Origin of the sequence: Rhodococcus sp. NPDC056506 (genome assembly GCF_042794945.1) — a bacterium.
Taxonomy (GTDB): domain Bacteria; phylum Actinomycetota; class Actinomycetes; order Mycobacteriales; family Mycobacteriaceae; genus Rhodococcus_F.
This window is the reverse complement of the sequence record NZ_JBHTSW010000011.1, coordinates 64,622-90,542: the sequence shown is the minus strand read 5'-3', so window position 1 is coordinate 90,542 and position 25,921 is coordinate 64,622. Positions and strand designations below refer to the sequence as shown.

At 63.9% G+C, this 25,921-nt stretch carries 28 protein-coding genes and 1 riboswitch; of the genes, 14 read left to right on the top strand and 14 right to left on the bottom strand.

Annotated features, from left to right (window positions below):
• Positions 1-93 precede the first annotated feature (93 nt).
• The 6 genes from ACFQ6H_RS12555 to mnhG are packed head-to-tail and all read left to right on the top strand — an operon-like array spanning position 94 to position 6,418.
• Positions 94-2,931 (top strand): Na+/H+ antiporter subunit A, encoded by a 2,838-nt coding sequence (locus ACFQ6H_RS12555; protein ID WP_378646350.1) that lies wholly within the window; start codon positions 94-96, stop codon positions 2,929-2,931.
• Positions 2,928-3,560 carry a Na(+)/H(+) antiporter subunit C gene (locus tag ACFQ6H_RS12550; protein ID WP_378537348.1) on the top strand — a complete coding sequence of 211 codons (633 nt, stop codon included), beginning with the start codon at positions 2,928-2,930 and terminating at the stop codon, positions 3,558-3,560. The genes ACFQ6H_RS12555 and ACFQ6H_RS12550 overlap by 4 nt, the downstream gene beginning before the upstream one ends.
• Entirely contained in the window at positions 3,557-5,242 is a 1,686-nt protein-coding gene (locus tag ACFQ6H_RS12545) for a Na+/H+ antiporter subunit D (protein ID WP_378549007.1), read from the top strand. The genes ACFQ6H_RS12550 and ACFQ6H_RS12545 overlap by 4 nt, the downstream gene beginning before the upstream one ends.
• Positions 5,239-5,811, top strand: a complete 573-nt coding sequence (locus ACFQ6H_RS12540) for a Na+/H+ antiporter subunit E (protein ID WP_050655100.1) — start codon at positions 5,239-5,241, stop codon at positions 5,809-5,811. The genes ACFQ6H_RS12545 and ACFQ6H_RS12540 overlap by 4 nt, the downstream gene beginning before the upstream one ends.
• Complete coding sequence (locus tag ACFQ6H_RS12535; RefSeq protein ID WP_003945061.1) at positions 5,808-6,077, top strand: monovalent cation/H+ antiporter complex subunit F; 270 nt, start codon at positions 5,808-5,810, stop codon at positions 6,075-6,077. The genes ACFQ6H_RS12540 and ACFQ6H_RS12535 overlap by 4 nt, the downstream gene beginning before the upstream one ends.
• A complete protein-coding gene (gene mnhG / locus ACFQ6H_RS12530; protein WP_058038511.1) occupies positions 6,074-6,418 on the top strand; it encodes a monovalent cation/H(+) antiporter subunit G in 345 nt (114 codons plus the stop codon). Before ACFQ6H_RS12535 ends, mnhG begins: the two co-directional genes overlap by 4 nt.
• Here mnhG and ACFQ6H_RS12525 read toward each other — a convergent pair.
• The 5 genes from ACFQ6H_RS12525 to ACFQ6H_RS12505 all read right to left on the bottom strand — a co-directional run bounded on the left by ACFQ6H_RS12525 (position 6,384) and on the right by ACFQ6H_RS12505 (position 10,871).
• Positions 6,384-7,751 (bottom strand): DUF5933 domain-containing protein, encoded by a 1,368-nt coding sequence (locus tag ACFQ6H_RS12525; RefSeq protein WP_378646348.1) that lies wholly within the window; start codon positions 7,749-7,751, stop codon positions 6,384-6,386. The genes mnhG and ACFQ6H_RS12525 overlap by 35 nt on opposite strands.
• 107 nt (positions 7,752-7,858) lie before the next feature.
• Positions 7,859-8,983, bottom strand: coding sequence for a glutamate--cysteine ligase (locus ACFQ6H_RS12520; RefSeq protein WP_378537341.1), 1,125 nt, complete (start codon positions 8,981-8,983; stop codon positions 7,859-7,861).
• A gap of 90 nt (positions 8,984-9,073) precedes the next feature.
• On the bottom strand, positions 9,074-9,775 hold the full coding sequence (locus ACFQ6H_RS12515; RefSeq protein ID WP_378537338.1) for a superoxide dismutase family protein: 702 nt from the start codon (positions 9,773-9,775) through the stop codon (positions 9,074-9,076).
• Positions 9,776-9,870: 95 nt separating this feature from the next.
• Positions 9,871-10,467 (bottom strand): LytR C-terminal domain-containing protein, encoded by a 597-nt coding sequence (locus ACFQ6H_RS12510; RefSeq protein WP_317825021.1) that lies wholly within the window; start codon positions 10,465-10,467, stop codon positions 9,871-9,873.
• Between the two features lie 53 nt (positions 10,468-10,520).
• Positions 10,521-10,871 carry a DUF3263 domain-containing protein gene (locus ACFQ6H_RS12505; RefSeq protein WP_378447035.1) on the bottom strand — a complete coding sequence of 117 codons (351 nt, stop codon included), beginning with the start codon at positions 10,869-10,871 and terminating at the stop codon, positions 10,521-10,523.
• 245 nt (positions 10,872-11,116) lie between these two features.
• Between ACFQ6H_RS12505 and ACFQ6H_RS12500 the strand changes: the two genes are divergently transcribed.
• From ACFQ6H_RS12500 to ACFQ6H_RS12490, 3 genes are read left to right on the top strand one after another with little or no spacing between them, the layout of a single operon-like run.
• The gene (locus ACFQ6H_RS12500) at positions 11,117-11,716 is read left to right on the top strand and encodes a peptide deformylase (protein WP_230816827.1); all 600 of its coding nucleotides are present in this window, start codon (positions 11,117-11,119) and stop codon (positions 11,714-11,716) included.
• Positions 11,717-11,756: 40 nt separating this feature from the next.
• Positions 11,757-12,668 carry a GNAT family N-acetyltransferase gene (locus ACFQ6H_RS12495; RefSeq protein ID WP_378646346.1) on the top strand — a complete coding sequence of 304 codons (912 nt, stop codon included), beginning with the start codon at positions 11,757-11,759 and terminating at the stop codon, positions 12,666-12,668.
• 16 nt (positions 12,669-12,684) lie between these two features.
• Entirely contained in the window at positions 12,685-13,485 is an 801-nt protein-coding gene (locus ACFQ6H_RS12490; protein WP_054186900.1) for an exodeoxyribonuclease III, read from the top strand.
• Between the two features lie 44 nt (positions 13,486-13,529).
• Here the strand turns inward: ACFQ6H_RS12490 and ACFQ6H_RS12485 are convergent, their stop codons facing one another.
• Positions 13,530-13,961 carry a GNAT family N-acetyltransferase gene (locus ACFQ6H_RS12485; RefSeq protein WP_317552580.1) on the bottom strand — a complete coding sequence of 144 codons (432 nt, stop codon included), beginning with the start codon at positions 13,959-13,961 and terminating at the stop codon, positions 13,530-13,532.
• Positions 13,962-14,128: 167 nt separating this feature from the next.
• On the opposite strand from ACFQ6H_RS12485, the gene thiD reads away from it, so the two are divergent.
• Complete coding sequence (thiD, locus tag ACFQ6H_RS12480; RefSeq protein WP_378646344.1) at positions 14,129-14,971, top strand: bifunctional hydroxymethylpyrimidine kinase/phosphomethylpyrimidine kinase; 843 nt, start codon at positions 14,129-14,131, stop codon at positions 14,969-14,971.
• Positions 14,972-14,985: 14 nt separating this feature from the next.
• Here the strand turns inward: thiD and ACFQ6H_RS12475 are convergent, their stop codons facing one another.
• The 7 genes from ACFQ6H_RS12475 to thiO all read right to left on the bottom strand — a co-directional run bounded on the left by ACFQ6H_RS12475 (position 14,986) and on the right by thiO (position 21,437).
• Positions 14,986-15,837, bottom strand: coding sequence for an adenylate/guanylate cyclase domain-containing protein (locus ACFQ6H_RS12475; RefSeq protein ID WP_378646341.1), 852 nt, complete (start codon positions 15,835-15,837; stop codon positions 14,986-14,988).
• 105 nt (positions 15,838-15,942) lie between these two features.
• The gene (locus ACFQ6H_RS12470) at positions 15,943-17,394 is read right to left on the bottom strand and encodes a M20/M25/M40 family metallo-hydrolase (protein ID WP_378646339.1); all 1,452 of its coding nucleotides are present in this window, start codon (positions 17,392-17,394) and stop codon (positions 15,943-15,945) included.
• A gap of 132 nt (positions 17,395-17,526) precedes the next feature.
• Positions 17,527-18,297 (bottom strand): ABC transporter permease, encoded by a 771-nt coding sequence (locus tag ACFQ6H_RS12465; protein WP_378646337.1) that lies wholly within the window; start codon positions 18,295-18,297, stop codon positions 17,527-17,529.
• A complete protein-coding gene (locus tag ACFQ6H_RS12460) occupies positions 18,297-19,271 on the bottom strand; it encodes an ABC transporter ATP-binding protein (RefSeq protein WP_378646335.1) in 975 nt (324 codons plus the stop codon). Before ACFQ6H_RS12460 ends, ACFQ6H_RS12465 begins: the two co-directional genes overlap by 1 nt.
• Before the next feature lie 129 nt (positions 19,272-19,400).
• Positions 19,401-20,153 carry a thiazole synthase gene (locus tag ACFQ6H_RS12455; protein ID WP_007726857.1) on the bottom strand — a complete coding sequence of 251 codons (753 nt, stop codon included), beginning with the start codon at positions 20,151-20,153 and terminating at the stop codon, positions 19,401-19,403.
• A complete protein-coding gene (gene thiS, locus ACFQ6H_RS12450; RefSeq protein ID WP_378447028.1) occupies positions 20,146-20,361 on the bottom strand; it encodes a sulfur carrier protein ThiS in 216 nt (71 codons plus the stop codon). The genes ACFQ6H_RS12455 and thiS overlap by 8 nt, the downstream gene beginning before the upstream one ends.
• Positions 20,358-21,437 carry a glycine oxidase ThiO gene (gene thiO, locus ACFQ6H_RS12445; RefSeq protein ID WP_378646333.1) on the bottom strand — a complete coding sequence of 360 codons (1,080 nt, stop codon included), beginning with the start codon at positions 21,435-21,437 and terminating at the stop codon, positions 20,358-20,360. The genes thiS and thiO overlap by 4 nt, the downstream gene beginning before the upstream one ends.
• Positions 21,437-21,583, bottom strand: a riboswitch (TPP riboswitch). It overlaps the preceding gene by 1 nt.
• 26 nt (positions 21,584-21,609) lie before the next feature.
• Between thiO and thiE the strand changes: the two genes are divergently transcribed.
• The gene (gene thiE / locus ACFQ6H_RS12440; RefSeq protein WP_378646331.1) at positions 21,610-22,305 is read left to right on the top strand and encodes a thiamine phosphate synthase; all 696 of its coding nucleotides are present in this window, start codon (positions 21,610-21,612) and stop codon (positions 22,303-22,305) included.
• Between the two features lie 249 nt (positions 22,306-22,554).
• Positions 22,555-22,686, top strand: a complete 132-nt coding sequence (locus ACFQ6H_RS12435) for a hypothetical protein (RefSeq protein ID WP_003944354.1) — start codon at positions 22,555-22,557, stop codon at positions 22,684-22,686.
• 93 nt (positions 22,687-22,779) lie between these two features.
• Here the strand turns inward: ACFQ6H_RS12435 and ACFQ6H_RS12430 are convergent, their stop codons facing one another.
• Positions 22,780-23,391: an NUDIX domain-containing protein gene (locus ACFQ6H_RS12430; protein ID WP_378537315.1), complete on the bottom strand. Its 612-nt coding sequence runs from the start codon at positions 23,389-23,391 to the stop codon at positions 22,780-22,782.
• 161 nt (positions 23,392-23,552) lie between these two features.
• Between ACFQ6H_RS12430 and ACFQ6H_RS12425 the strand changes: the two genes are divergently transcribed.
• Complete coding sequence (locus tag ACFQ6H_RS12425; RefSeq protein ID WP_378548981.1) at positions 23,553-24,914, top strand: hypothetical protein; 1,362 nt, start codon at positions 23,553-23,555, stop codon at positions 24,912-24,914.
• A gap of 47 nt (positions 24,915-24,961) precedes the next feature.
• Complete coding sequence (locus ACFQ6H_RS12420; RefSeq protein WP_378646395.1) at positions 24,962-25,915, top strand: glutamate ABC transporter substrate-binding protein; 954 nt, start codon at positions 24,962-24,964, stop codon at positions 25,913-25,915.
• The last annotated feature ends 6 nt before the right edge of the window (positions 25,916-25,921 follow it).

Below are 25,921 nucleotides of genomic sequence, written 5' to 3'. Positions count from 1 at the left end.
ACCTCTCCGACTAGGTGAATTGTCTCGTTAATCCGATAGGTTCGATTTTGTTCGGACACCCCGCCGCCCGCTGACAACACGACGGAGTGCCTTTTGCTCGCTATCTTGCTTGCCCATGCCGTTGCCGCCCTCTTGGCTCCGCTTGTGGTGCGCAGGTTAGGGCGAAACGGCTTCTTCCCCCTCGCGATAGTCCCCCTTGCCGGCCTCGGCTGGGTCATCGACAAATGGGGCGCCGTCGAGACGCTGCACATCACCTGGGTCCCTGGCCTGTCCATGGACATCGACTTCAGATTCGACGCGCTCTCGGCCATCATGGCCGTCCTCGTCCTGGGCGTCGGCACGCTGATCCTGATCTACTGCGCCCGCTACTTCAACGACGACGAACCTCGACTCGGCATCTTCGCCGCCGAGATGGTCGCCTTCGCGGGTGCCATGTTCGGGCTCGTGACCAGCGACAACATGCTGCTTCTCTACGTGTTCTGGGAACTGACGACCGTCCTGTCGTTCCTGCTGGTCGGTCACTACGCCGAGCGCGCCACCAGTCGCCGCGCCGCAACCCAGGCACTGCTCGTCACCACGGCGGGTGGTCTGGCGATGTTGGTCGGCATGATCATCCTCGGTCAGGTCGGCGGCAGCTACAACCTCTCCGAACTGGTCGCGAACCCGCCGACGGGTTGGCTCCCGTCCGTCGCGATCGTTCTGATTCTGATCGGTGCGCTCTCCAAATCGGCAATCGTGCCGCTGCACTTCTGGCTGCCCGGTGCCATGGCCGCGCCCACCCCCGTCAGCGGTTATCTCCATGCTGCCGCGATGGTCAAGGCCGGTATCTACCTGGTCGCGCGTCTGGCTCCCGGGTACGCCGATTCGCCGCCGTGGCGCATCACCATCATCAGTCTGGGTCTGCTGTCGATGATCCTCGCCGGTTGGCGAGCCATGCGCGCGTACGACCTCAAACTCGTCCTTGCCTTCGGAACCGTCAGCCAACTCGGCTTCATGATGGTCCTGGTCGGCATCGGCACGCGTGACGCCGCCCTCGCCGGCATGACGATGGTCGTGGCGCACGCGATGTTCAAGGCCGCGCTCTTCATGGTGGTGGGCATCATCGATCACACCACCGGCACCCGTGACCTGCGAAAACTGGCTCATCTGGGTAAGGCGGCACCAGCTCTCGCGATCATTGCGAGCCTCGCTGCCGCCAGCATGGCCGGTCTGCCACCACTCCTCGGATTTGTCGGCAAGGAAGCCGCACTCGAATCGGTGCTCGAAACGAACGCGCTCGGGCACTGGTCGTCCATCGCCGTCGTCACGGTGATCGTGTTGGGCTCGATCCTGACCGTCGGCTACAGCGTCCGCTTCATCTGGGGCGCCTTCGGACGCAAGACCCTGAGCAAGCCAAGTCCGGCCGTGAGCAAGATGCACAAGCCTGGTTGGCTGTTCCTGTTCGCGCCCGGCCTGCTCGCTGTTCTCGGTCTGGCCGCCGGCATTCTCTCGCCCCAGCTCGAGAAGCTGCTGACGCCGTACTCCACCACGCTGGCTCCCGGACCGCACGCCGATTACCACCTCGCACTGTGGCACGGATTCAACACTCCGCTGCTGCTGACCTGCATCGTCATCGCGGGCGGCGTCGCGCTCTACATCGCGCAGCGTCAGATCAGCCGCCTGCACTTCGAGCACCCGCCGCTCGGCAACGCCGACCGTATCTACGACGCAACCCTGCGCGGCATGGACACCATCTCGATGCGCCTGACCGGCGCCACTCAGCGTGGTTCGCTCCCCCGCACGCAGTCGACGATTCTCGCGACGCTGGTCGTGGTGCCGCTGTTCTTGCTGATCATCGACACCAAGGGTGGCGGAGTCGACCTTCGGATGTGGGATTCGCCCATCCAGTTCACTATCGCGCTGATGATGATCTCGGCCGCCATCGCCGCGACGCTGATGCGCAACCGCCTCGCCAGCGTCATCCTGGTCGGACTCACCGGCTACGGCTGCGGCGTGTTGTTCGCGCTGCACGGTGCACCCGACCTCGCGCTGACCCAGTTCCTCGTCGAGACGCTGACACTGGTGATCTTCGTGCTCGTGCTCCGGAAGTTCCCCGCCGAAGTCGACGAGAGCAAGGCGATCGGCTTCAAGTGGCCGCGTGCCGCACTCGCCGTCGCCGTCGGTATCACCGTCACCACCATCGCGGCCTTCGCGACCAATGCCCGAAACACTCGTCCGATCTACGAACTGCTTCCCGACGCGGCCTACGACCTGGGCAACGGCAAGAACGTCGTCAACGTCCTACTCGTCGACATCCGCGCATGGGACACCCTCGGTGAGATCTCGGTGCTGCTGGTCGCGGCAACCGGCGTCGCCAGCCTCGTGTTCCGCAACCGCCGCTTCGGCATTGCGCCTCGCGTCGCAGACGCACCCTCCGTCATCGTCGACAAGGCGGCCGCCAACTCTGACACGACGTGGTTGCGCGGCGGAGACCTGATCGATCCGCGACACCGTTCGCTGGTTCTGGAGGTCACCACGAGGTTGATCTTCCCGACCATCATGGTGTTGTCGATCTACTTCTTCTTCTCCGGCCACAATGCTCCCGGCGGCGGTTTCGCCGGCGGCCTGACGGCGGGCCTGGCACTGGTACTTCGCTACCTAGCCGGTGGCCGCTACGAACTCGGTGAAGCCGTACCCATCGACGCGGGCAAGATTCTCGGCCTCGGTTTGGCGCTGGCCGCGGGCACCGCCCTGGTGTCGCTGTTCCTCGGCGCCCCGGCACTCTCGTCGGCCGTCTTCGAGTTCACCCTCCCGCTCATCGGCCACGTCAAACTGGTCACCGCACTGTTCTTCGACCTGGGCGTCTACCTCATCGTGGTCGGCCTGGTCCTGGACGTACTCCGAAGTCTCGGCGCCCGCCTCGACGCAGAAATCGAGGTGAAAGCACCATGAGCGCAAACATCGGAATGCTGATCCTGATCGGCGTCCTCACGTCGGCCGGTGTCTACCTCCTGATCGAACGAAGCATCACCCGGATGCTCCTCGGCTTGCTCCTGTTCGGCAACGCCATCAACCTTTTGATCCTGACCGTCGGTGGATCGGACGGGAATCCGCCCATCGTCGGCCGAGATTCGGTCCACGAGGAGATAGCGGATCCGCTCGCCCAGGGCATGATCCTGACGGCGATCGTGATCACGATGGGTATCGCCGGCTTCGTTCTGGCACTGGCGTACCGGTCTTACAAGATCAACACCGCCGACGCCGTCGAGGACGATCCCGAGGACACCAAGGTTCTCAAGCGCCGCCTGCCCGCCGACGCTCCCGACCACGACCGCTCCGACGACCCGCTCACCGGTGCCCCGAGCATCGGCGGCGACGCATTCGACAAGGACGGCAACCCTATTCCCCTCGAACAACTGGTCAACCTCGAGGACATCGAATGCTACGACGACCTCCACGACGGCGACTTCGAGGACGAACCGGTACCCGACTGGGCCACCGACCTTGCTCGTAAGAAGGAATCCGAGAAGCGGCGCAAAGACGCTCGCCAGACCAAGATCGAGGGAGGTGGAGGCGCATGACCATCTCGGACAACCTGATGGGAGCCCTTGCGCCCCTACCCGTCCTGATCCCGATGCTGGCCGCAGCCGCGACGCTGGTCGTCGGCCGACGCCCGCGCTTCCAGCGTGTGATCACACTGATCGCGCTCGTCGGCGTCGTCGCGGTGTCGGGCCTGCTTCTCTACCTCGCAGACCGCGACGGTACGACCGCGGTTCAGGTCGGCGGCTGGGATTCGCCCATCGGCATCACACTCGTGGTCGACCGTCTCTCGGCGATGATGCTCGTGGTCTCGTCGGTGGTACTGCTCGCCGTCATGATCTACGCGATCGGTCAGGGTATTCGCGACGGCAGCGAGGCCCAGCCGGTCTCGATCTTCCTGCCGACCTATCTGGCGTTGACTGCTGGTATCTCCAACGCGTTCCTCGCCGGTGACCTCTTCAACCTGTACGTCGGTTTCGAGGTCCTGCTCGCCGCGAGTTTCGTGCTCCTGACGCTCGGTGCCAGCGCCGACCGCGTCCGGGCCGGCATCTCGTACGTGATGGTCTCGATGGTGTCTTCGCTGATCTTCCTGGCAGGCATCGCCTTCGCCTACGCGGCGACCGGCACCCTCAACATGGCCGACATGGCCCTGCGCTTCGACAACATTCCGCCAGGAACACGCACCGCCATCTTCGGTGTCCTCCTCGTGGCGTTCGGCATCAAGGCTGCGGTCTTCCCGCTGTCGGCGTGGCTCCCGGACTCGTATCCGACCGCGCCCGCACCGATTACCGCCGTCTTCGCGGGGTTGCTCACCAAGGTCGGTGTGTACGCGATCATCCGGGCGCACTCGCTGCTGTTCCCGCAAGGAGAACTCGACAACGTATTGATGGTGTGTGGCCTGCTGACGATGGTGGTCGGCATCATGGGTGCCATCGCGCAGAGCGACATCAAACGTCTGCTCTCGTTCACCCTGGTCAGCCATATCGGTTACATGATCTTCGGTATCGCGTTGTCCACGACGTCCGGGCTGTCCGGCGCGATCTACTACGTCGCCCACCACATCATCGTGCAGACGACGCTCTTCCTCGTGGTGGGTCTGATCGAACGACAAGCCGGGTCGTCGTCGCTGCGTCGTCTCGGTGGTCTCGCGGCGGCCAGCCCGATCCTCGCAATCGTCTTCCTGATCCCGGCCCTGAACCTCGGTGGTATCCCACCGTTCTCGGGCTTCATCGGCAAGGTCGCACTCCTGCAAGCCGGTGCGTCCGACGCGAGCGCGCTGGCCTGGATCCTCGTCGCCGGCGGCACGATCACCAGCTTGCTGACGCTCTACGCGGTCGCCCGCGTGTGGACAAAGGCATTCTGGCGAGCCCGCGCCGACGCGCCCGAAGGTGACCTCGCCGACGTCAGCCCGTCAGCGTTGATCGACGAATCCGAAGAGGACATCGCGTTCGTCGACCGCGAGGACGTCGGCAAGATTCCGATCTTCATGCTGATTCCGACGGTCGGGCTCGTCATCGTCGGCCTGGGGCTGACTGTGTTCGCGGGCCGGATCATCGACATCAGCGACCGAGCGGCGAAGGATCTGCAGGACCGGTCCATCTACATCGACGCGGTTCTCGGCAACCACCGACCCGTTCCGGTCGACGAAGCCCCCGTCGCTGCAGACGACCCTGCAAAAGCTCCCAGTACCGATGCCCCGAACACCGAGGAGGCTCCGCGATGAAACGCGAACAGGTACTCCGCGTCGGGATCCTGCTGTGGCTGATGGTCGTGTGGATCCTGTTGTGGGGCAACATCAGCTTCGGCAACATCTTCGGCGGACTCGCCGTCGGCCTGATCATCATGGTCCTGCTTCCCCTCCCCCGCGTACCGGTGGAGGGCCGGGTCCATCTGCTCTCGATCCTGCGTCTGCTGTGGATGATCGTGTACTACGCGATCCAGTCGAGTATCCAGGTCGCCTGGCTGGCGATCCGTCCGTCGCCGCCGCCGGTCACCGGAGTTCTGCGGTACCAACTCGGGATCAAGTCGGACCTGGTTCTCACGCTGTGCATCGACGTTCTGAACCTGATCCCGGGCACGATGGTTCTCGAGATCGACCAGAACCGGCGCATCGTCTACGTCCACGTGCTCGACGTCGGTTCGCAGAAAGCCGTCAGCGCGTTCTACCGCTCGGTGGAGGATCTCGAGCGGTTGTTCATCGCGTCGTTCGAACGTGATTCGGACTGGCAGCCCAGCCCGTGGCACCAGCGCGACTACGAATTCGATGCACCCCGGCAGGAGGACCGACCATGAACGGGTTCATCACCACGATCTTGATCATTTCGGGAGTGATTCTCCTGATCGCCGCCGTACTGACCACGTTCCGATTGCTCGACGGGCCGAGCTCACTCGACCGCCTCGTCGCCCTGGACACGATCATTGCGGTCTCGATGTGTGGGCTCGCGGTCTGGGCCGCGTACAGCAAAGACACGACCATCGTTCCCGCGATCGTCGCGCTGGCACTGGTCGGCTTCATCGGTTCGGTGTCCGTCGCACGCTTCCGGGTGAGTGACCAGTGATCGGCAACATCCTCGACACGATCGGGGCCATCTCCATCTTCCTGGGAGCGCTGCTCGCGCTGACCGCCGCAGTGGGAATCGTTCGCTTCCCCGACACCCTGCGCCGTATGCACGCGGCCACCAAGCCTCAGGTGGTCGGGCTCATCCTTGTTCTGATGGGTGCCGTGTTCCTGCTTCGTGGGAGCGTCGACATCTGGATGCTGGTACTGGTCGGCATCTTCACGTTGCTGACCGCGCCGGTCATCGCACACAGCGTCGGACGGGTCGCCTACCGCGAACAGCGCGAGGAGGACGACCTCATGAAGATCAACGAACTGGAAGACCCGGACTCTCTCCGGTAGCGGCATCCCACTCACCGTCGCGCTCGCCCCACACTGCAAGAGCGGTGCCGGGGCGGGCGAAGAAGGTGGCGAAGTACGCCACCGACATGAGAACCAGAACAGCCAGCAGCAGCGGACCGAAGATCGCCGGGTACTCGGCCATCTGCACCGAAGCGAATCTGTAGGAGAGCAACAACCCCGCGAGCAGGGCCGAGCCACCGAGCAACAGACGTATTCGGAACCAACCCCAGCCGCGCTCCGGATCCCGCAGCGCCGCATCGAGGGTCAAGCACAGAACCGCACCGGCAATGAGGTCGACGCCGTAGTGGAATCCGAAACCGAGCGTCGCCGTCAGGGTCGCGACGAGCCAGAACGATCCCAGGCTGCGAATCCACCACGGCCCGCTGCGAGAGTGGATGAACAACGCGACTGCCCACGCGGTGTGCAGGCTCGGCATGCAGTTTCGTGGCGCGGCGTCGTCGAACGGCAGCGACGACGGTGACGCGAAGTCGAAGTTGGGCACGATGTTCGGCCAGAAGTCACCGATCTGGAATCCGAAACCACGCGGACCGAAGGCGAACACCGGACCGACCACCGGGAACAGGACGTAGAAGATCGGGCCGATCAACCCGATGAGCAGGAACGTACGCAGCAGGTGATGCGACGGCCATCCCTTGCGTACTTGATAGAGCGCGACCACGATCACCGCTACCGGCAGTTCGACGTAGATCCAGTCGAGCGCTGCGGCGCCGACGGGGCCCATGGCGTCGACGATCTGGCCCATCACCCACGACGGGTTCCCGAGAGCCTGGTCGGCGAGGAAAACGTACTCGTCCCACACATCGGTGCCGACGAGAATGGTGATCTCCAGCCACGTCTCGGCAACCTTGGCCGCGATGATGAGCAACGCGCCCAGCGCAACGCCGTGCAGAACGCTCAGTCGACGCTCACCGGACAACTTCCACACCGCGTACCCCGCGATGGCCGTCAGCACCCAGGTGCCGCCGGTGCCCATCGTCAGCGGCCCACCGGAGAACCAGCGGATCGCCCCGACGACCACGTCGATCACGACGGCCGCGGATACCGCGTAGATGCGTTCTTTGTTGTTCAGTCCGACCAGTGCGAGAGCGAGGCCAACCCAGGGCATCGTCGCGGATCGGGGAACGAGGAAGTAGTCACCGAACAGGCTTTCCACCGGACCGAGATAGCCCTTGTACGACGCGAACGCCTGCACGCCCAGGACCAGCACGGTCAATGCTGCTGTGCCGATCAGAAGGACTCGATGAGAACTCGACCACGAACGATCCGACTGTCCGGGTGCGTCCCCTCGTTGGGACCAACTGTCTATCAACACCGGACAATAGTAAACGGCGTGTGAACCGAATATGGACACCCACTGGACAAACGGTTGGTATGCCCGGATTTCCAGCGCGCGAAACAGCCCTTCGAGCCTTGAGCTTGCTAGGTGCCCAACTCTGCGACCAGGGCGTCGACGACCGCAACCAGATCGCCGCCCGTCGCTTCCGCAACACGGCGTTGACGCTGGTAGGACGCGCCCCGACGGGGAATGTCCGCTACCGACGCCAACTCGTCCGCGCACCCGAGTGAGACCGCAATCGGCGCCAAGTCGTCGAGCAGGCGATCCAGATCGTCAGTGACGAGGCACTCGTTCGCGTCGGAGTCGAGGATGATCTCGGCGTCCAGTCCGTATCTCGCTGCGCGCCACTTGTTTTCCTTGACGTGCCACGGCTGCATGTTCGGCAGAGTCTCACCGGCGGTCAGTCTTCGATCCAGGTCGACGATGAGGCAGTGGACCAGAGCAACCAGTGCGCCCAGTTCTGCGCGCGTCGAGACGCCGTCGAACACCCGGACCTCGATGGTTCCCCACTTCGGTGCGGGGCGGATGTCCCAGTGCATGCCACCGATCTTGGTGATCACACCGGTCTTCATCTGGTCGTCGATGAACGACTCGTATTCGGCCCAGTTCTCGAACTGGTACGGAAGGCCTGCGGTGGGCAGCTGCTGGAACATCAATGCGCGATTGGACGCATATCCCGTATCCACACCGGCCCACATCGGCGAGGAAGCCGACAGTGCCAGCAGGTGCGGATAGCGCTGCAGCAGTGCGTTGATGATGGGGAACACGCGGTCCGCGGACGAGACACCCACGTGAACGTGCACGCCCCAGATCAGCATCTGCCGGCCCCACCACTGCGTGCGTTCGATGAGTTCGTCGTAGTCGGGCGTCCGCGTGACCAACTGCGTCGACCATTGCGCGAACGGGTGCGTGCCCGCACTGATGAGGTCGACGCCGAGCGGATTCGCCGCGCGACGCAGCAGATCCAGTGACCTGTCGAGATCACTCATCGCCTCGCCGACCGTCGAGTGAATACCCGTGACGAGTTCGACGGTATTTCGCAGTAGTTCCTTGGTGATGTGCGGGGTCTCGGAGCCGGCAAGCTCTTCGACCGCCGAAAACACCTCGGCTGCTGTATTGGAGAGATCTCTGGTCTTGCGATCGACCAGCGCGATCTCCCACTCCACGCCCAGCGTCGGGCGCGGCGAACCTGGAAATGGAACTACCACGCAGAGAATCCAATCACAGTGTCGGTAAAAACACCGTGCTGGCTACTGCGTGGTAGTCGCCGGAAGTGATGCAAAACTCAGGTGAGTTGTTCAGCTCTTGGTGATGACACCGCAAGCAACGCGTCCGCCTGCGTCACCGGTGTCGAGGGTCTGCTGATCCGGTGCCGGCGCGTAACGCGTCGGGATGTTGCCGAAGTTGTCCGCACCGGCATGGATCATGACGGAAGTTCCGCCGTTCGCGATCAGTTCGTCGACGGTGAATGCGTCTGTCGTGGTGACCAGCGTGGCAGTGCCGTCTTCGAGGACCTGAACTGAAGTGAGGTCGCCGCTGGCCGGATGGCCCGTGTGGCCCTCGGCCTGGAAGTGTCCGCCTGCCGAGAGGAAGTTACCCGGCTCTCCGCCGCTGGGAGCTACGGAATTGGTCTCGCACTTGGCAACCTGGTGAACGTGGAATCCGTGGAATCCGGGGGTCAGGCCCTTGGCGTCGAGGGTGACCTTGACGTCGCTACCTTCCTGCGCGAACGTGACCGTTCCGACCTTGGCGCCGTCGGTGCCGTTCAGCGTTGCGGTGACCGTCTCGGCAGACGCGCCGGCGTGAGCCGTCTCGGAACCGTGGCCGCCCGCGCTTTCGTGCGCGCTGGGATCGGCTGCACCGGTCCACACCGGAGGAGTCGTGCCGGGGACGCTGCTGGGCTCTTCGCTGTTACTGCAAGCGGTCAAGCCGAAAGCGGCAATCGCGACTACAGGGGCAACGACGCGCCAGGACATACGCCGGGTGCTGCTGGGGGCCATCGAACCGCTCCTTTGAGGTGGCGAGAAAGTGCTTCTGATCATAACGGCGTGTGTAGTAGCTGGAACCGACGGGTCAGTTCCACCTTCACGACCGGTCAGTTGGAGGTCACGATCACGATCACGCCAGGTGACGCGTTCGCGATGCCGGCGAATCGAGGTTCTGCGGTGACTCCGAGTTCAGCTGCGATCTTCTGCGCCGCTGCCTTCTCCGCCGCGGACGATCCGTAGTACACCGTCGTCGTACTGACGGTGCCCTCGCTGTAGTTACCCGTCTCCTCGACGTTCCAACCTGCTGCCGTCAACTCCTCGGCAGTGCCTGCTGCCAGACCGGAGACGGTGCTGTTGTTGAGAACTCGCACGCTGACATTCGACGTGTCGGTGCCGCTCGCGGAGCTGGAAGTCGTAGTCGTCGCAGTTCCCGAAGGTCGCGACGTGGTGGTGGTATCGCCCGAAGCGGGTTGCGTCGTCGCTGCCGGCTTGGAGGTGGCAGGGGCCGCCGCGGGAGCACTCGTCGTGGCAGGCGCCGAAGATTCGGTCTGCTCTGCTGCAGTGTTCTCGTCGCCCGATCCACCGTCGCCCGATCCACCGAGAGAGGCTGCTCCGAGACCGATGAACACGATCGCGAGAGCGATCAACACCATGGCGATTGCGCGAAGCGGAGGTCCGGACGGCTGCTCTTTCGGGGTACTCACGATGTCGACCTTATCGCCAGTACGTGGACAGCCCGCTCATATGTGCGCGTGATTCAGGTGACCTCGAAGCCGAGGCGACGGGCGGCCCTGGCCTTCTGACGGCTGGCACGCAGACGACGCAAGCGCTTGACCAGCATGGGATCAGCCGCCAAGGATTCGGGGCGATCGACCAAGGCATTGAGAACCTGGTAGTAGCGGGTTGCCGACATGTCGAACAACTCCTTGATGGCCTCTTCCTTCGCACCGGCGTACTTCCACCACTGGCGCTCGAAGGAGAGGATGTCGTGTTCCCGGCGGGTGAGGCCGTCGTCGCCGACCTCGTGCATGCCTGCTGTATCTACTACCGAATCGTCGGCGCCAGTGCCTTCGGACTGGTTCCGACTACGCGCGGTTGCGCCGTCCATGTCACTCCTCGACTGCTGTGCTCGGCGTCAGCGAGACTCGTATGCCCGGTGTTCTTTTTCCGACCGAATTCTCGCGGCCGTGAGTTTCCCGGTCCCCTGGCCCGAAGGTAACTCACAATTTCCCCCCGCGGCCCACGTTCCGACCGAGCAACGAATTACATCGCTGTTCTTCAGCAACCATTGAACCATGATCGAGTGTGCGGGCCGTGATAACTACGCGGGCGCGCCGCACTATCCTTGTCCGCATGGCTATCCTCCCCATCCGAATCGTCGGCGACCCGGTACTGCACAAGGCGACAGAGCCGGTCACTCAGTCCCCGGCCGAGATCGCCGAACTGATCGCAGACATGTACGAGACGATGGACGCCGCCAACGGCGTCGGTCTGGCGGCCAATCAGGTCGGTGTTTCACTCCGAGTCTTCGTCTACGACTGCCCCGGTGACGACCGCACCAGCGAGCGTCGACGCGGTGTCGTCGTCAATCCGGTACTCGAGACCTCCGAAATCCCCCAGACGATGCCCGACCCGGACGAAGACTTCGAGGGTTGCCTGTCCGTCCCCGGCGAGCAGTTCCCGACGGGCCGCGCCGATTGGGCGAAGGTCACCGGCACCGACGCCGACGGCAACCCGATCGAGGTCGAGGGCACCGGATTCTTCGCACGGATGCTCCAACACGAGACGGGCCATCTCGACGGCTTCCTTTACACGGACGTGCTGATCGGCCGCAACGCGCGCGCCGCCAAGAAGATCATCAAGCGTTCCGGTTGGGGCAAGCCCGGTCTGACGTGGACGCCGGGGACCGTCGACGATCCGTTCGGTCACGACGACGACGATTACGAAGACTGAGAATTCTGCTCTGAACGGCAACCTTTCGATCGGTAGCCGGGTGGTTTTGCGATACAAGCTCCCACCCGGCTATTCGCATCCCATGACCGACGTCATCGGCATCCTCGAGGGCGCCGATCCCATCGCCGTCCGCGCCGGCGACGGTCGGCTGGTCCAGGTCTCCGCCGATCAGGTGATCGCGCTCAAGAGTCTCTCGGCCCGCCCGATTCGCATCGGCGAGATTCGAAACCTCGAAACGGCTGCTGCGGCGGCGTGGCCGGGGGTCGAGCAGGCGTGGATCGACGGTTGGTTGCTGCGCGCCGGTCACGGTGTCACCGGTCGCGCCAATTCCGCTTTGCCGCTCGGCGGTGCGGGGGCGGTTGCCGGCTTCGACGCGAGCACCATCGAGCGGATACGCCAGTGGTTCGGTGACCGCGGACTGCCGACCCTGCTGCTCCTCCCCGATCGACTCGGCACCGCTCCGGACGGGTGGACCAGCGAGAAGGAAACCATCGTGATGGCCGCCGATCTGGGCAATGTCACGCTGCCGCTCGGTCCTCCGGTCACCTCGTTCGCCGACCGCCCCGACCACAACTGGCTGTCGATGTACGACGCCCACGGCAACCCGGCGTACGTCGAGGCGGTCCTCACGGCTGTCGTGGGCACTGCAACTTTCGGCGCGATCGGAAACACAGACACCACGCTTGCCATCGGGCGCGCTGCGCTCACCGAGGCACCCGACCACAGACGCTGGGTAGGGCTGACCGGCATTCACGTCGCCCCTGAACACCGTCGTCACGGAATCGGGTCGCTGATCTGCGGGGATCTACTCTCCTGGGGTCGCGAGAACGGTGCGACGCACGCGTACCTTCAGGTTTCGGCCGGGAACTCCGCGGCGATCGCGCTCTACGAGCGGCTCGGGTTCGTCGAACACCACCGCTACCGATACGCCACCGATCCTGTCGGCGGCTGACGCTAGGCTTGCCCTCGTGCGCATCGCTACTTGGAACGTCAACTCCGTCCGTGCCCGTACCGACCGGATCATCGACTGGCTCGGTCGATCCGACGTCGACGTCCTGGCAATGCAGGAAACCAAGTGCAAGGACGAGCAGTTTCCGTACGAGCGTTTCAAGGAGATCGGCTACGAGGTCGCCCACGTCGGGTTGAGCCAGTGGAACGGTGTCGCGATCGCTTCCCGCGTCGGCCTGGAAGACGTGCAGATCGGCTTCGAGGATCAGCCCGGCTTCGACAAGGACCCGGAGGCCGATCCGGTCCGCGAGGCACGTGCGATCGGTGCGACCTGCGGCGGTGTGCGGGTGTGGAGCCTGTACGTCCCCAACGGCCGTGAGCTCGAAGACCCGCATTACGCCTACAAGCTGGATTGGCTGGCCAAGCTGCGCGACGACGCGGAGGGCTGGCTCAAGCAGGATCCCGACGCGCAGATCGCCCTGGTCGGCGACTGGAACGTCGCTCCCACGGACGACGACGTGTGGGATCCCGCATTCTTCGAGGGCAAGACCCACACGTCGGAGCCGGAGCGAGCGGCCTTCACGGCGTTCACCGAATCCGGGTTCGCGGACGTCGTCCGCCCGTACACCCCCGGCCCCGGTGTGTACACGTACTGGGATTACACGCAGCTTCGCTTCCCGAAGAAGCAGGGAATGCGAATCGACTTCATCCTCGGTTCACCGGCATTCGCAGCGCGCGTCGAGGCGGCCGAGATCGATCGGAACGAGCGAAAAGGCAAGGGCGCCAGCGATCACGCTCCGGTGATCGTAAATCTTGGGTAAGCGTCGATCTCGGAGCCTGATCGTCTGTTCGTAGTTGCCGGCGGTCAGTCTTCGACGAGCAGTTCCAGATACTCGGGATGCTCGCCGAGGTACCGCTGAACGTAGGTGCACACGGGCCGTACCGACCATTCACGGTCACGGGCACAGTCCATCGCGAACTGCACGAGTACCGCTGCCAGCCCCTGCCCGCCGTACTCTTCCTTGACCACGGTGTGCATGTACGCGACCACGTCGCCGGCTTCGGCTCCGCTGCCCAGAATCTCGTCCTCGTCGCGGTACCCGAGGATGCCGACCAACTCGTCGCCGGAGAGCAGTTCGAATCGTTCGTGCGACGGATTGTCCACGAGCGTCACTTCCGGTGAGGTTCCGGTTTTCGAATTTTCGATGTCGTTCATTGCGGCGACCTCCACGGCACGATGTGCACCTGCGCGATCGGCGACAGCTGCGTTCGCACGCTCTCCATAACTGTGATCCATGCCACTCATAGAATCAGCTGCCGACGACGCTGTCCCGGATTCGACCAATTTTTGCACCGGAAGCGACCGGATGGCAATCGCAGTTCGTGCGGTCGTTCGTGCGGTCGTTCATGCAAGGGGTGGACCGAGCTGCCGTTTCCCCAGGTCCGATCGGTAGGCTCGTCGTCGTGAAGCTGCTGCCCCTGACCCCCGCCGGACAGACCCCGATTCGGGCATTGACCATCGCCGGAACCGATTCCGGCGGTGGAGCCGGTATTCAAGCCGATTCCCGCACGATGGCGATGTGTGGAGTGCACGCCTGCGTGGCCGTCGCCGCTGTGACGGTCCAGAATTCGGTGGGCGTCAGCGGTTTCCACGAGATTCCGCCCGAGATCGTCGCCGACCAGGTACGCGTCGTGGTCTCGGACATCGGTGTCGGCGCAGCGAAGACGGGAATGCTGGCATCGACGACGATCATCGAAGCGGTAGCCGCGGTGGCCGCCGAGGTGGGGATCGGGCGCGACCGACCGACCCCACTCGTGGTCGACCCGGTGTGCGCGTCGATGCACGGTGATCCGCTGCTGCACGAAGAAGCGCTCGACGCGGTCCGCAACACCTTGATTCCGGCTGCCACGGTGGTCACTCCGAACCTCGACGAGGTCCGCTTGATCACCGGCATCGAGGTCGTCGACGACAAGAGCGCCCGCCAGGCGGCAGAAGCGCTGCATGCCCTCGGCGCTCAGTGGTCCATCGTCAAGGGCGGTCACCTTCGTACGTCGGAGTTGTCCACCGACCTGCTGTTCGACGGCGACCGTTTCCTCGAATTCAGCAGTGCCCGGATCGACACCGGCAACGATCACGGCGGTGGTGACACACTGGCTGCTGCCATCACTTGCGCACTCGCACATGGCTATTCCGTTCCGGATGCAGTGGCATTCGGCAAGGAGTGGGTGACCAAGTGCCTCGAGGCGTCGTACGACCTGGGCGCGGGCCATGGTCCGGTGTCCCCGCTCTGGCGGCTCCAGGTCTAACTTTCGAGGTTTAGCTAGTTCCGTCGTACGCGCCAGATTCCCAGATCGACGGGAACTCCGTTGGGCGTGGTCGCGAAAAACCCTCGCCGCCACGGCCGGATCGTGAGATCGAGATCCTCGAGGGTGCCGGCTTCGAGTTCCTCGAGAGTTGTCGCCGACATCATGACGTTGCCGTCGCCGCCCAAGCCCATCATCCGGGCGGCAATGGTTACGTCGACACCGAGCCAGTCGTCGCCGATCTGACGCGGAGTTCCCGTGTGGAGGCCGACGCGCATGCGCGGGACGTATCCGTCGAGGTCGACTCCCGCGAGCGCGTCCTGCGCGGTGAACACCGCCTTCAAAGCCGCATCCGGGCGAATGAACACCGCCATCAGGCCGTCGCCCATCCGTTTGACGACGTGCCCGCCGTTGTCGGTGATCGGTGTTTCCACGGCCTGCGCCACCGCACGCAGAAGGGTCAGCGTGGCCGCGTCACCGGCTTCGAGCGACCACGTGGAGAAGCCGACCAGATCGGTGAAGACGATGGTCAGTTCTTGATCTCCGCGGCCGCGGCCCATCTTTTCCAGCGCTGCCTGCCATACCTGCAGTGCTCCGAGGCTCACTTCGCGAGTGGCTGCCGGCTTCTGATCGAGCAATCTGTCAGCGACGCGGGCCACGGCGCGAGCACCACCGGGGCCGGCGAGCGAGAGCGGATCCCCGAACCCGGGATCGCCGGGTAATGCCCGCCTGAGCCGCCGTAGCGCATCGATGAGCTGCTGTCGACGGTTCAGTTCTGCCGCAGAGTTCAAGACGACGTCGACGACGCCTCGAACCGAGGAGGAAGAAGCACCTGTCGTGTCGGTGCTCTCCGGGGACAGATCAGCCATAACTCAAGCGTAACTCAGAGTTACAGACAGTGTGCTGCCGCGGTTCTCGCACAGTGGCCTCCTGGTCGCTCGCGCAATCGAGTAGTCGATCATTCGGTCAGTCGATCATTCGGTTCTGGCCTGTGTCCGGGCATCGCCGACGGGCACTCCGTTGGGCCCGCTCAAGTCCTGGGCATAGGTCGCAACTCCGAAGGCTACTGCAGAAGCATTGGCAGCGAGCGCTTCGCGATCGATGTTCGCGAGGTTGTCCTGGGCACTGTGGTAATTCGGGTCGAAGGTCTCCTCCGCTTCTCCGCCCCACTTCTCCGCCTGTGCCGGCGTCTTGCGTTCGTCGGCGCCGCTGAACACTCCCCCCGCCGGGATTCCGATCTCGATGAACGGGCCGTAGTCGGAGCGCCCGTCGAAGTCCGTTCCGTCCGCCGCAATCCCCCGCCCGGCGAGAAAATCGACGAAAGTGCGCTCGATGCCTGCCGAGCCCTCGGGCCCGGGCCCCTCCCCCACGGCATCCGAGTTGTCGCCGTCGTAAGCCAGGTATCCGGCGTTGGGCGAACCGAGCATGTCGAAATTCAGGTACAGGGCGATGTCGGCCCGTTCCTGATCGCTCAGGCCCTCGACGTAGCGAGTGGAGCCGACCAATCCCACTTCTTCCGCTCCCCAGAATGCGAAGCGCACGGCATTTTCGATGCTCGGTGAGCTTCCCATCTGCAGCGCGGTTTCCAGTACGGCTGCGGTACCGCTTCCGTTGTCGTTGATTCCGGGACCTTCCGGCACGCTGTCGAGGTGGGCGCCCACGACAACCACGTTGTCGGTCGCGCCGGTCTTGGTCTGCGCAATCACATTGCGCGACTTCGTCGTTTCCGTCGACGTGTCGAGAATCAGCGTGAGATCTCCGGGAGTTGCGGCAAGAGCCTCGCCCGACGCCTTACTCACCCCACCCGTCGGGATGCGGGCGTCTTCGGGTTCACCCAAGGTAGCCCCGCCCAGCATTGCGTCCTCGTTGTTCGCAACCAGCAACGCTGCTGCGCCGCGCTCTGCGGCGATCTTCTGCTTGTCGCCGAACGGGCACACTCCACGGGTGACCAGCACGATCGCGCCGTTCACGTCGCGGCCGTCGTAGTCGGTGGCCTCGCAACCGGGGGTCTCGTCGGCGGGAATCGCCACCAGACGCGCCGTGATTCCGGTCGGTCCCGTGGACGTCGAATACGTCAACGCCCGCACCGGAACATCGGAGCCGTCAGCGGCTTTCAGGGATTCGGTGCCGGGATCGAAGGAGCTGAAATCGAATTCCGGGGTGCTGACCTCGAAACCCTTGTCTTCGAGCAGGTTTGCCACGTAGTCGACACTGGCGTCGTAACCGGAGGTTCCGGCCGATCGATTGCCGTCGTTGTTAGCGGCGATCTTCTCGAGTTGCTCCAGATGCCCGGTCACGGCGTCGACCGTGACGGTCTCGGAGAATGCAACCGGGTCTGTCGGGACGGCCGCTTCACTTCCCGACGAGCATCCACTCACCACGAGTGCTCCAGCCATTGCGACCACAACCACACCGAAGAGTCTCATCTTCGGAGGATATCGGCCGAAGCACAGGAAAGGGACCCAGTACGAATGGTTTTTCGTACTGGGTCCCTACTCTGCTGTCACTCCTGGTTCTCGGTAGGTCTCCCGACAACACCTACCGAGGGAGCGACAAGATCAGGCGTCGCGACGATTCACGATGACGATACTTGCTCCGAAAATCACCAGAACGAAGACCGCGAAGTAGATCAGGCTTCCCCATGGTCCCCAGTGGAAGTCGACGCCACCGCTGCTCGCACTGAGGAAGTGGTTGGCATTCGCGAACGGCAGGAATGGGGTGATCTTCTCCCCAAAGCTGCCGAACAGTCCGAACAGGCTCTCGATGAGCAGCGGCCAGAGCAGCAGCAACGCAATTGCGCCGGCCGACTGGCGAATGATCGATCCGACGCCGACAGCGAGAATCACGCACAGGAACGCGTAAACGGGGATGCCGTAGATCGCGCGCCAGTCACTGCCGCTCGACAACGTCAACCCGGCGCTCGCCTCGGTACCGGCGATGGCCTTGGCCATGGCGTACGCACCGAAAGCGAGAACGAATGTCAGTACAGCACCGAAGGCACCGATCAAGCCGGCCTTGGCGATCAGAACCGAGGCGCGGTTCGGAACTGCCTGGAAGGTGGTGCGGATGGTCCCGAAGCGGTACTCACTGGTGACCGCGAGGGCCGCCATGATCATGAGAACCATGATTCCGAAACCCGAGATGCCGGCCGTGGCGACGGCGGTGTCGAGGTCGGGCGCCCCCTGGACGTCCGAAGACGTCAGAGCCGACTTGGCAACGGCGCCCATGATGGCCGCGAAGCCGAGAGCGAGCACGACGATGATGACCGAGCACCACAGCGGCGACTTGGTCGTGGTGATCTTGATTCGTTCAGCACTGAGAACAGCCATTACAGTGCACCTCCCATAGCCTGCTGTGTATTTGCGTTCTGAGTTCCGGGGACTGCTTCGATACCGGATGCGTGGTATTGGACATCGTCTCCGGTCAACTTCATGAACGCATCCTCGAGCGATCCCTGCTGAGAAGCCAACTCGTACAACACGATTCCCTGCGAACCAGCCAAACCACCGATCACATCAGTGGTCGAATCCACCACCACCAATGCCGGCGCAACACCGGAACCGTCTTCACGCACCGTCAACCCCTGCGAGAGCAACACACTGCGCAACGCATCGAGCTGAGGACTACGCACGCGCACCGTCGACTCCGACGAACGATCCACAAACTCAGCGACCGTCGAATCCGAAATCAACCGACCCCGACCGATCACCACCAACTGCTCCGCCGTCAACGCCATCTCCGACAGGAGGTGACTCGACACCAGCACGGTGCGGCCCTCCGCCGCCAACCGCTGCATGAACTTACGAATCCAGACGATGCCCTCCGGATCGAGACCGTTGACCGGCTCGTCGAACAACAACACCTTCGGATCACCCAACAACGCACCCGCCAACCCGAGACGCTGCGACATACCGAGCGAGAACCCGCCGGCCTTCTTGCCCGCCACCTCGGACAATCCGACCAACCCGAGCACCTCGTCGACGCGGGACTTCGGGATCCCGTTCGAGGCAGCCATCCACTGCAGATGCGCCCGCGCACTGCGATTGGGGTGCACCCACTTCGCATCCAGCAACGCGCCCACCGTCCGCAACGGCGTCTTGAGCTCGCGGTACGGCTTGCCGTCGATCAACGCCGCACCCGACGTCGGCTGATCCAAACCCAGGATCATCCGCATCGTCGTCGACTTACCTGCACCGTTCGGGCCCAGGAAGCCCGTCACGATGCCCGGCTTGACCGTGAACGACAAATCGTCCACCGCTTTCGTCGGTCCGTAAACCTTGGTCAATCCCCTCAGTTCAATCATGAGGAGAACTTTGCCCTACCGGCAATGACCAGCACATCGGCCACAGGTCTAGTTCCGAGTGGTACTCAGGTAGGACACGAAGCCGGACAATCCGGGCATAACCCTGAGAAAACACCCGGAAATGGTCCGTCAGGACGATGCTTGGGCCCAGAACCGCTTGGGAATCCGGCCGGCGTGACGCGCCTCGAAACCGGCTACAACTGCGTGCCGCATCGCCGACGCCATCAGTGCGGGATTCTTGGCGCGCGTCACTGCTGTCGCAAGTAGGACTGCGTCGCAGCCCAACTCCATGGCAAGCGTGGCGTCGCTGGCCGTTCCGATTCCGGCGTCGAGGATGACGGGCACACCGGCGCGCTCGACGATCATCTCGATGTTGTGCGGATTCGCGATACCCAGCCCTGTCCCGATGGGTGAACCGAGCGGCATGACTGCCGCGCAGCCGACCTCCTCGAGGCGAAGCGCCAGAACCGGATCGTCCGTGGTGTACGGCAGGACGGTGAAACCGTCGTCCACCAATTGTTCTGCGGCGGAGACCAGTTCGATCGCATCGGGCAGCAGCGTCCGCTCGTCGGCGATGACTTCGAGTTTCACCCAGTTCGTCTCTAGCGCTTCGCGTGCCAACTGTGCCGTCAGGACCGCTTCGGCGGCGCCGCGACAACCGGCGGTATTCGGGAGCGGTTCGATTCCGAGGCGGCGGAGCAGGTCCAGAACACCGGTGCCGCCGGCCGCGTCGACTCGCCGCATCGCGACGGTGGTCAGTTCGGTGCCCGAGGCCACCAGAGCTTCTTCGAGCACCGCGAGGTTGGCGGCGCCACCTGTCCCGGTGATGAGCCGGGAACCGAAACTACGGCCCGCAATGGTGAGAAGATCCTGCTCAGCCACCCTGCACCGCCGTGAGGATCTCGATTTCCCAACCACGTCCGACGGATTCGTCCCAACGCCCGCGCGGAAACAGTGCACCGTCGACGGCGACGGCGATGCCCTTGCTGGGCAACTCGAGGTGCGTCAGTAGTTCGGTCACCGTGACTGCTCGATCGAACTCGAGATCTTCGCCGTTGACGGTGATCCCGATCGGGATCTGCTCACTCATGAATTTTCCTTAGCTGCTGCGAACCGCTCGGGTTCGGTTCCTTTTACCTCGACCAAAGATGTGCCGTTCAGCAACGCGAGCGTTGCATCGGCGGTGACGGGCGTCAGTAGAACGCCGTTGCGGCCGTGCCCGGTGGAGACGACAACACGATCGGACACGCGCCCGATCAACGGCAGGTTGTCCGGCGTCATCGGACGCAGGCCTGCCGCGCATTCGTAGAGTTCGTATTCGCCGATCGCCGGCATCAGGGCCTCGGCGTCGTTGATCAGGTCCCGCACGCCGGCCATGGTGACCTGTGTGTCCTCGCCGGACTCGTATTGTGTTGCGCCGACGACGATTCCGTCGCCGCGCGGGACGAGGTAGGCGGGTCGCCCGTGGACGCTGCCACGGATGGTACGGCTGGGCGCCGGGGTGACTCCCGGCCTACTGCGCAAGCGAAGGATTTCGCCCTTGACCGGTCGCACCGGCAGTCCGGGCCACAGTTTGGGTGACGCGATACCGGCGGTGAGCACTATCTGATCGGTATCGAGTTCGGCAAGGTCGTCGACGGCACGCGCGATCAATTCGACGCCGGATTCCGCACAGGCCTTCTGCAAGGCCTCCAGCAGAAGTCTGTTGTCGACGGCGGACTCACCGACAGCCATGAGTCCCGACCGGATGCCGCGGCCGAGCATCGGTTCGAGTTCACGGATGCGGGCGCGACCGAGGATTTCGAGTTCATGGCCCTGCGAGCTCACCCATTCGGCGATGGTCTGCAGGTCCTGCGCGTCGGCAGCATCGAGAGCGACCGTCAGCGAGCTGTCCGCAGTGAAGACCGAGGGACCGAATTTTCCGAGCTCTTCACCGAACGTCGGCCACCGCTCCAGGGAGGCCGCGCCGACGGTCAACGCTGTTTCCTCACCCGGCCAGCCTTCGGACAGTGGGGCAAGCATTCCGCCCGCCACCCACGAAGCCCCTGATCCGATGGACGGGTCGTACAACCGAACAGTCCAACCGTCGCGGGCTGCGCGCCACGCTATGGCGAGACCGATGACACCGCCGCCGACCACCGACACCGTACGAGCGTGTGTATTCACGAAACTCCACCTCCACTTCCTGCGCCGGCATGATCCGGGTCAGGTCTGACGGTCGGGATCTGGTCGCGATCCCCTCTCAGCCCTACGAACCTCGCAGTCACGACAAAAAGTGACGACGACGTTTCAGGACTCCCGTGTCGAACCTTGCTCCCTAGAGGCTACCGTTTGCTCCGTGCACCCCACACATCCCAGTAACGTCATCGACCGGCGCGAGCGCCTGGCAGCAGCACGGCTGTACCTGTGCACCGACGCGCGCCGCGAGAAAGGCGACCTCGCGCAGTTCGCCGAGGCAGCATTGTCCGGCGGAGTCGACATCATCCAATTGCGCGACAAGGGCTCTGCCGGTGAGCGCGAGTTCGGCCCGCTCGAGGCCAAAGACGAACTGGTAGCGCTGGGCATTCTCGCAACTGCAGCGCGGCGTCACGGCGCATTGTTGGCCGTCAACGACCGCGCGGATCTCGCAATGGCTTCCGGTGCCGACATCCTCCACCTCGGCCAGAACGACATCCCCGTCCCCTACGCGCGAACTGTCGTCGGCGAAGACGTCGTCATCGGCCGTTCGACGAGCAGCCGCGCGCAGGCGAGTCTTGCCGCCATCGAAGAGGGCGTCGACTACTTCTGCACCGGGCCGGTCTGGGCTACACCGACCAAACCGAATCGAAGTGCTTCCGGCCTGGAACTTGTTCGATCGACTGCCGACGCCGCACCGCCGCGACCCTGGTTCGCGATCGGCGGCATCGACGAGGAACGCCTGCCCGAGCTTCTCGATGCCGGTGCCACTCGCATCGTCGTCGTGCGTGCAATCACGCAAGCATCGGATCCCCAGGCCGCCGCGCAACGCCTCGCCGCGGCAGTCGCCGGGCACTGAAAACCGGTAACTGGCGACCGTCAACTGTTAGCCGGGCCGTTCCCACACAGTTACGGGTCAGCACGCCTGACGCGAAACGTGAATGGAAGTTGTCCAATTAGACAACAAATCCCCAGTTCCTAGGTGCGATTGGATGTCCGAAAAGTCGGATTAAGTGATCTTCATCACAGTTAGTTCGATTGCGTGTCGCATCCCATTCGGTTTGTTGTAGTTTACTCCCAGTTACTAACTGAAACCTAGGAGCACTAAATGGGATCCCTCGACACCGGCTCGCTCAGCACCGAATCGCTCGAAGACCTGAATCTCGGCAAGATCAGCGAGCTGCTCAAGCTCGGTATCACCGCGGTCAGCTTCATCACGGCGCTGAACTCGCTCAGCTGAGCCTCGTTTCGGTCGACGACCGAAACACAGAAGGGCCGGACTCCCGAGGAGTCCGGCCCTTCTGCTGTGTACGAACTGTCAATACTCGAGTTGTTACGACTGGGTACTGCTCGCCGTCCTGCTCGCCTCGGACAGGTTCTGGTCGCTGTCTTCGTGGGCGCTGTCTTCGGGGGAACTACCCGACAACCATCCGAATCCGCCGTCCTCGAGCACGACGGTGTGCGGATCGGCGTCCACCGACACAACCGGCGCAGTCCGGAGTTCGGGCCACGAGGAACCGAATCCCGGATGCAGTGGCAGCGAGTCGACGTCGGCTTCACGGACCCACCGCAACTCGGTGCTCTCACCGTTGGCAACCGTCGAGAGAGGATGCGCCGCGTCAGCTACGACGGTGGTGTAAGTCCACCCGCTCTCGGCGCGCATGGTGACTACCTCTCCGCGAACGCGGACGGCGTCCTCGGCGATACCTGCTTCTTCGTGAGCCTCCCGGACCGCGGCGTGCGTCGTGCTCTCGTGGGAGTCCCGCGCTCCGCCGGGCAGTGCCCACGTTCCGCCCTGATGGCTCCACGCCGCACGATGCTGCAGCAGGACCATGGGCGATCCGTCCGAATCGGGGGCGCGCAAGAGCAGCCCGGCGGCACCGTGTTTACCCCAATGCCGCGTACCGTCCGACCCGATGGACCAACCGTCACCGTCACCACGCATCGACTACCTCGCTCCGCCTGCTCTCGCCGTTGTCCCACACTAACCGTTTCAATCTGCTCCAGGTGTAGGTGATGCTTATATGCTCGCGAAGATGCCCTGAATCATTTCTCGGCGACATCATTTCTCGGTAGCCCGCGTACAGCAGCGAAGTGAGGTGCTCGATGGTCGACCGTGTCGTCCCGTCCATCGAACCCCGGTCGCTGCCGCCCTCCGAGGCCACGACGGTGTCGGCGGAGGACGAGCGGGCACTTCTGCGGCGCGAACTCCAGGCATTCATGTCGTCCACACCTGGTCGGCTGACCGTCGTCGGACTGATCCTGATCGCGATCACCCTGATCGCCGGACTTCTCGCCACTGCAGCGATCGAGAACCGTCAGGCAAATCTCGACCTCCTCCTCGTCGAAACCGAACCTCTCGCCAACTCTGCCCAGAATCTCTACAGCGCGCTGTCGTTGGCAGACGCCGCCGCGGCCACTGCCTTCATCTCCGGCGGCCTCGAACCCGCCGACGTACGTGACCGATACACGCAGTCGATCGGTGAAGCGTCGGCGGAGATTGTGCAGGCATCGGCCGGCCTCGACTCGACGGATCTCGCCGGCCACAGCGCGTTGACCACCATCTCGACCGACCTGTCCGTCTACACCGGGCTGGTCGAAACCGCACGGGCAAACAATCGTGTCGGAAACCCCGTCGGGGCAGCGTATTTGAGCGAGGCCTCGCAGTTGATGCAAACCTCGCTGCTGCCGATGGCTCAGCAACTGCACGCGTCGCAGGAGACTCTGGTTTCCCAGGTACAGCGCGATTTCGAGACTCCACCGTGGTGGCCGATCGTGGCGTTCGTCCTTGTCCTGTGTGCGTTGCTCGCGGTGCAGGTGTACTTCTCCCGCAAGAGTCGCCGACGCTTCAATCTCGGGTTGATCCTCGCCTCGCTCGCGGTCGCGGCAGCGCTGCTGTGGCTGCTCACAGTCGGACTGGTCTCCGCGCTGGCAACCGGGCGCGCTCTCGACGCGGGCGCCGAGCCACTGCACGAACTGACCGAAGCACGAATCATGGCGCAGCAAGCACGCACCGTCGAAACTCTCACCTTGGCGAGGCGGGATTCAACCGCCGAGGACAACGTGACGTTCACCCGCAAGGTCGACGCTTTGCGCGACATTCTCGAGCGCCTGCAAGACGATGATCGCGCCCGAGTGAACAGCGAAGTGCTGACCGCCGCACTCGACTCGCGCCAGCAGTGGGTGGCTGCGCACACGCGCATGTACGACCGTCTCGGAAACGGCGACTTCACGTCCGCCGCAGCCATCACCATCGGCGCCGGAGAACAGGATTCGGCCGCGGAGTACGGAAAGCTCGATCACGAACTCTGGCAGGGAATCGTGGATTCGCGTACAAATCTTCGATCGGACGTCTCGTACGCCTCACGTGTGTTGGCGGCCTCCGCACCGGGCATGACTGTATTGGCAGTTCTCGGTGTAGCCGGAATTTTCATCGGATTCTGGCCCCGACTGCGGGAGTACCAGTGACTGGAAGAACAGGGTTACAGCGGAAGCACTCGGTTGCGTGCATCGCGATGCTCGCGGCGGCCGTGCTGCTCCTCGCTGGGTGCGGTGCGGGACGAGTCGAAGACCTGAACAACGCAGCCGTGACGTCGTACACGGAACCGCCGCTACCCGCCGAAGCCACGATCGCTCCCAGTCCGACGCCGACGACCACCACCTCGTGCACCAACCTCACCGCAAGCCTGCGGCCGACCCCCGCGGAGGCATCTCCGCGGCCACCCACCCCGAGCCTCGACGCCATCCGAGCGCGCGGACGTCTGATCGTGGGCCTGGACACCGGCTCCAATCTCATGAGCTTTCGCGATCCGGCCACCGGACGCCTCGAAGGTTTCGACGTCGACATCGCCCGCGAGATCGCCCGTGATCTGCTCGGCGACCCGGAGAAGATCGAGTATCGGATCCTGACGTCGGACGACCGGATCGCTGCGCTGCAGGAATCGATGGTCGACGTGGTCGTCAAAACCATGACCATCACGTGTGACCGGCGCGAGAAGGTCGACTTCTCGACGCAGTACTTCTCCGCTGAACAACGAATTCAGGTCTTGCAGGGGTCTCCCGTCCGCGGCATCGACGACCTCGCAGGCAAACGGGTCTGCGCTGCCCGGGGAACGACGTCGGCCACTCGCATCCAGCAACTCCAACCGGAAGCCACCGTCGTGACCGTCCCGATGTGGTCCGACTGCCTGGTCGTCCTGCAGCAGGGGCAGGTGGACGCGATCAGCACCGACGACACGATTCTCGCCGGGCTCGCCTCGCAAGATCCCTACCTGATGATGGTCGGCGGATCACTGGGCGTCGAACCCTACGGAATCGGCGTCAACAAGGACAACCCCGATCTGGTCCGATTCGTCAACGGAACACTGGATCGGATCAGGGGCGACGGGACCTGGAACCGCATCTACGACCGCTGGCTCAGTGTCCTCGGTCCGTCACCCGGTCCCCCGCCGGCCGTCTACCGGGATTGAGGCCGA

Coding starts and splice junctions, on each gene's coding strand:
- ACFQ6H_RS12425 (WP_378548981.1), top strand. CDS start 23,553: ATGGTCGACCGTGTCGTCCCGTCCATCGAACCCCGGTCGCTGCCGCCC.
- ACFQ6H_RS12550 (WP_378537348.1), top strand. CDS start 2,928: ATGAGCGCAAACATCGGAATGCTGATCCTGATCGGCGTCCTCACGTCG.
- ACFQ6H_RS12420 (WP_378646395.1), top strand. CDS start 24,962: ATGCTCGCGGCGGCCGTGCTGCTCCTCGCTGGGTGCGGTGCGGGACGA.
- ACFQ6H_RS12460 (WP_378646335.1), bottom strand. CDS start 19,271: ATGATTGAACTGAGGGGATTGACCAAGGTTTACGGACCGACGAAAGCG.
- ACFQ6H_RS12470 (WP_378646339.1), bottom strand. CDS start 17,394: ATGAGACTCTTCGGTGTGGTTGTGGTCGCAATGGCTGGAGCACTCGTG.
- ACFQ6H_RS12515 (WP_378537338.1), bottom strand. CDS start 9,775: ATGGCCCCCAGCAGCACCCGGCGTATGTCCTGGCGCGTCGTTGCCCCT.
- thiS (WP_378447028.1), bottom strand. CDS start 20,361: ATGAGTGAGCAGATCCCGATCGGGATCACCGTCAACGGCGAAGATCTC.
- ACFQ6H_RS12430 (WP_378537315.1), bottom strand. CDS start 23,391: ATGCGTGGTGACGGTGACGGTTGGTCCATCGGGTCGGACGGTACGCGG.
- ACFQ6H_RS12475 (WP_378646341.1), bottom strand. CDS start 15,837: ATGGCTGATCTGTCCCCGGAGAGCACCGACACGACAGGTGCTTCTTCC.
- ACFQ6H_RS12435 (WP_003944354.1), top strand. CDS start 22,555: ATGGGATCCCTCGACACCGGCTCGCTCAGCACCGAATCGCTCGAAGAC.
- ACFQ6H_RS12540 (WP_050655100.1), top strand. CDS start 5,239: ATGAAACGCGAACAGGTACTCCGCGTCGGGATCCTGCTGTGGCTGATG.
- ACFQ6H_RS12465 (WP_378646337.1), bottom strand. CDS start 18,297: ATGGCTGTTCTCAGTGCTGAACGAATCAAGATCACCACGACCAAGTCG.
- ACFQ6H_RS12500 (WP_230816827.1), top strand. CDS start 11,117: ATGGCTATCCTCCCCATCCGAATCGTCGGCGACCCGGTACTGCACAAG.
- ACFQ6H_RS12505 (WP_378447035.1), bottom strand. CDS start 10,871: ATGGACGGCGCAACCGCGCGTAGTCGGAACCAGTCCGAAGGCACTGGC.
- ACFQ6H_RS12535 (WP_003945061.1), top strand. CDS start 5,808: ATGAACGGGTTCATCACCACGATCTTGATCATTTCGGGAGTGATTCTC.
- ACFQ6H_RS12485 (WP_317552580.1), bottom strand. CDS start 13,961: ATGGATCACAGTTATGGAGAGCGTGCGAACGCAGCTGTCGCCGATCGC.
- ACFQ6H_RS12545 (WP_378549007.1), top strand. CDS start 3,557: ATGACCATCTCGGACAACCTGATGGGAGCCCTTGCGCCCCTACCCGTC.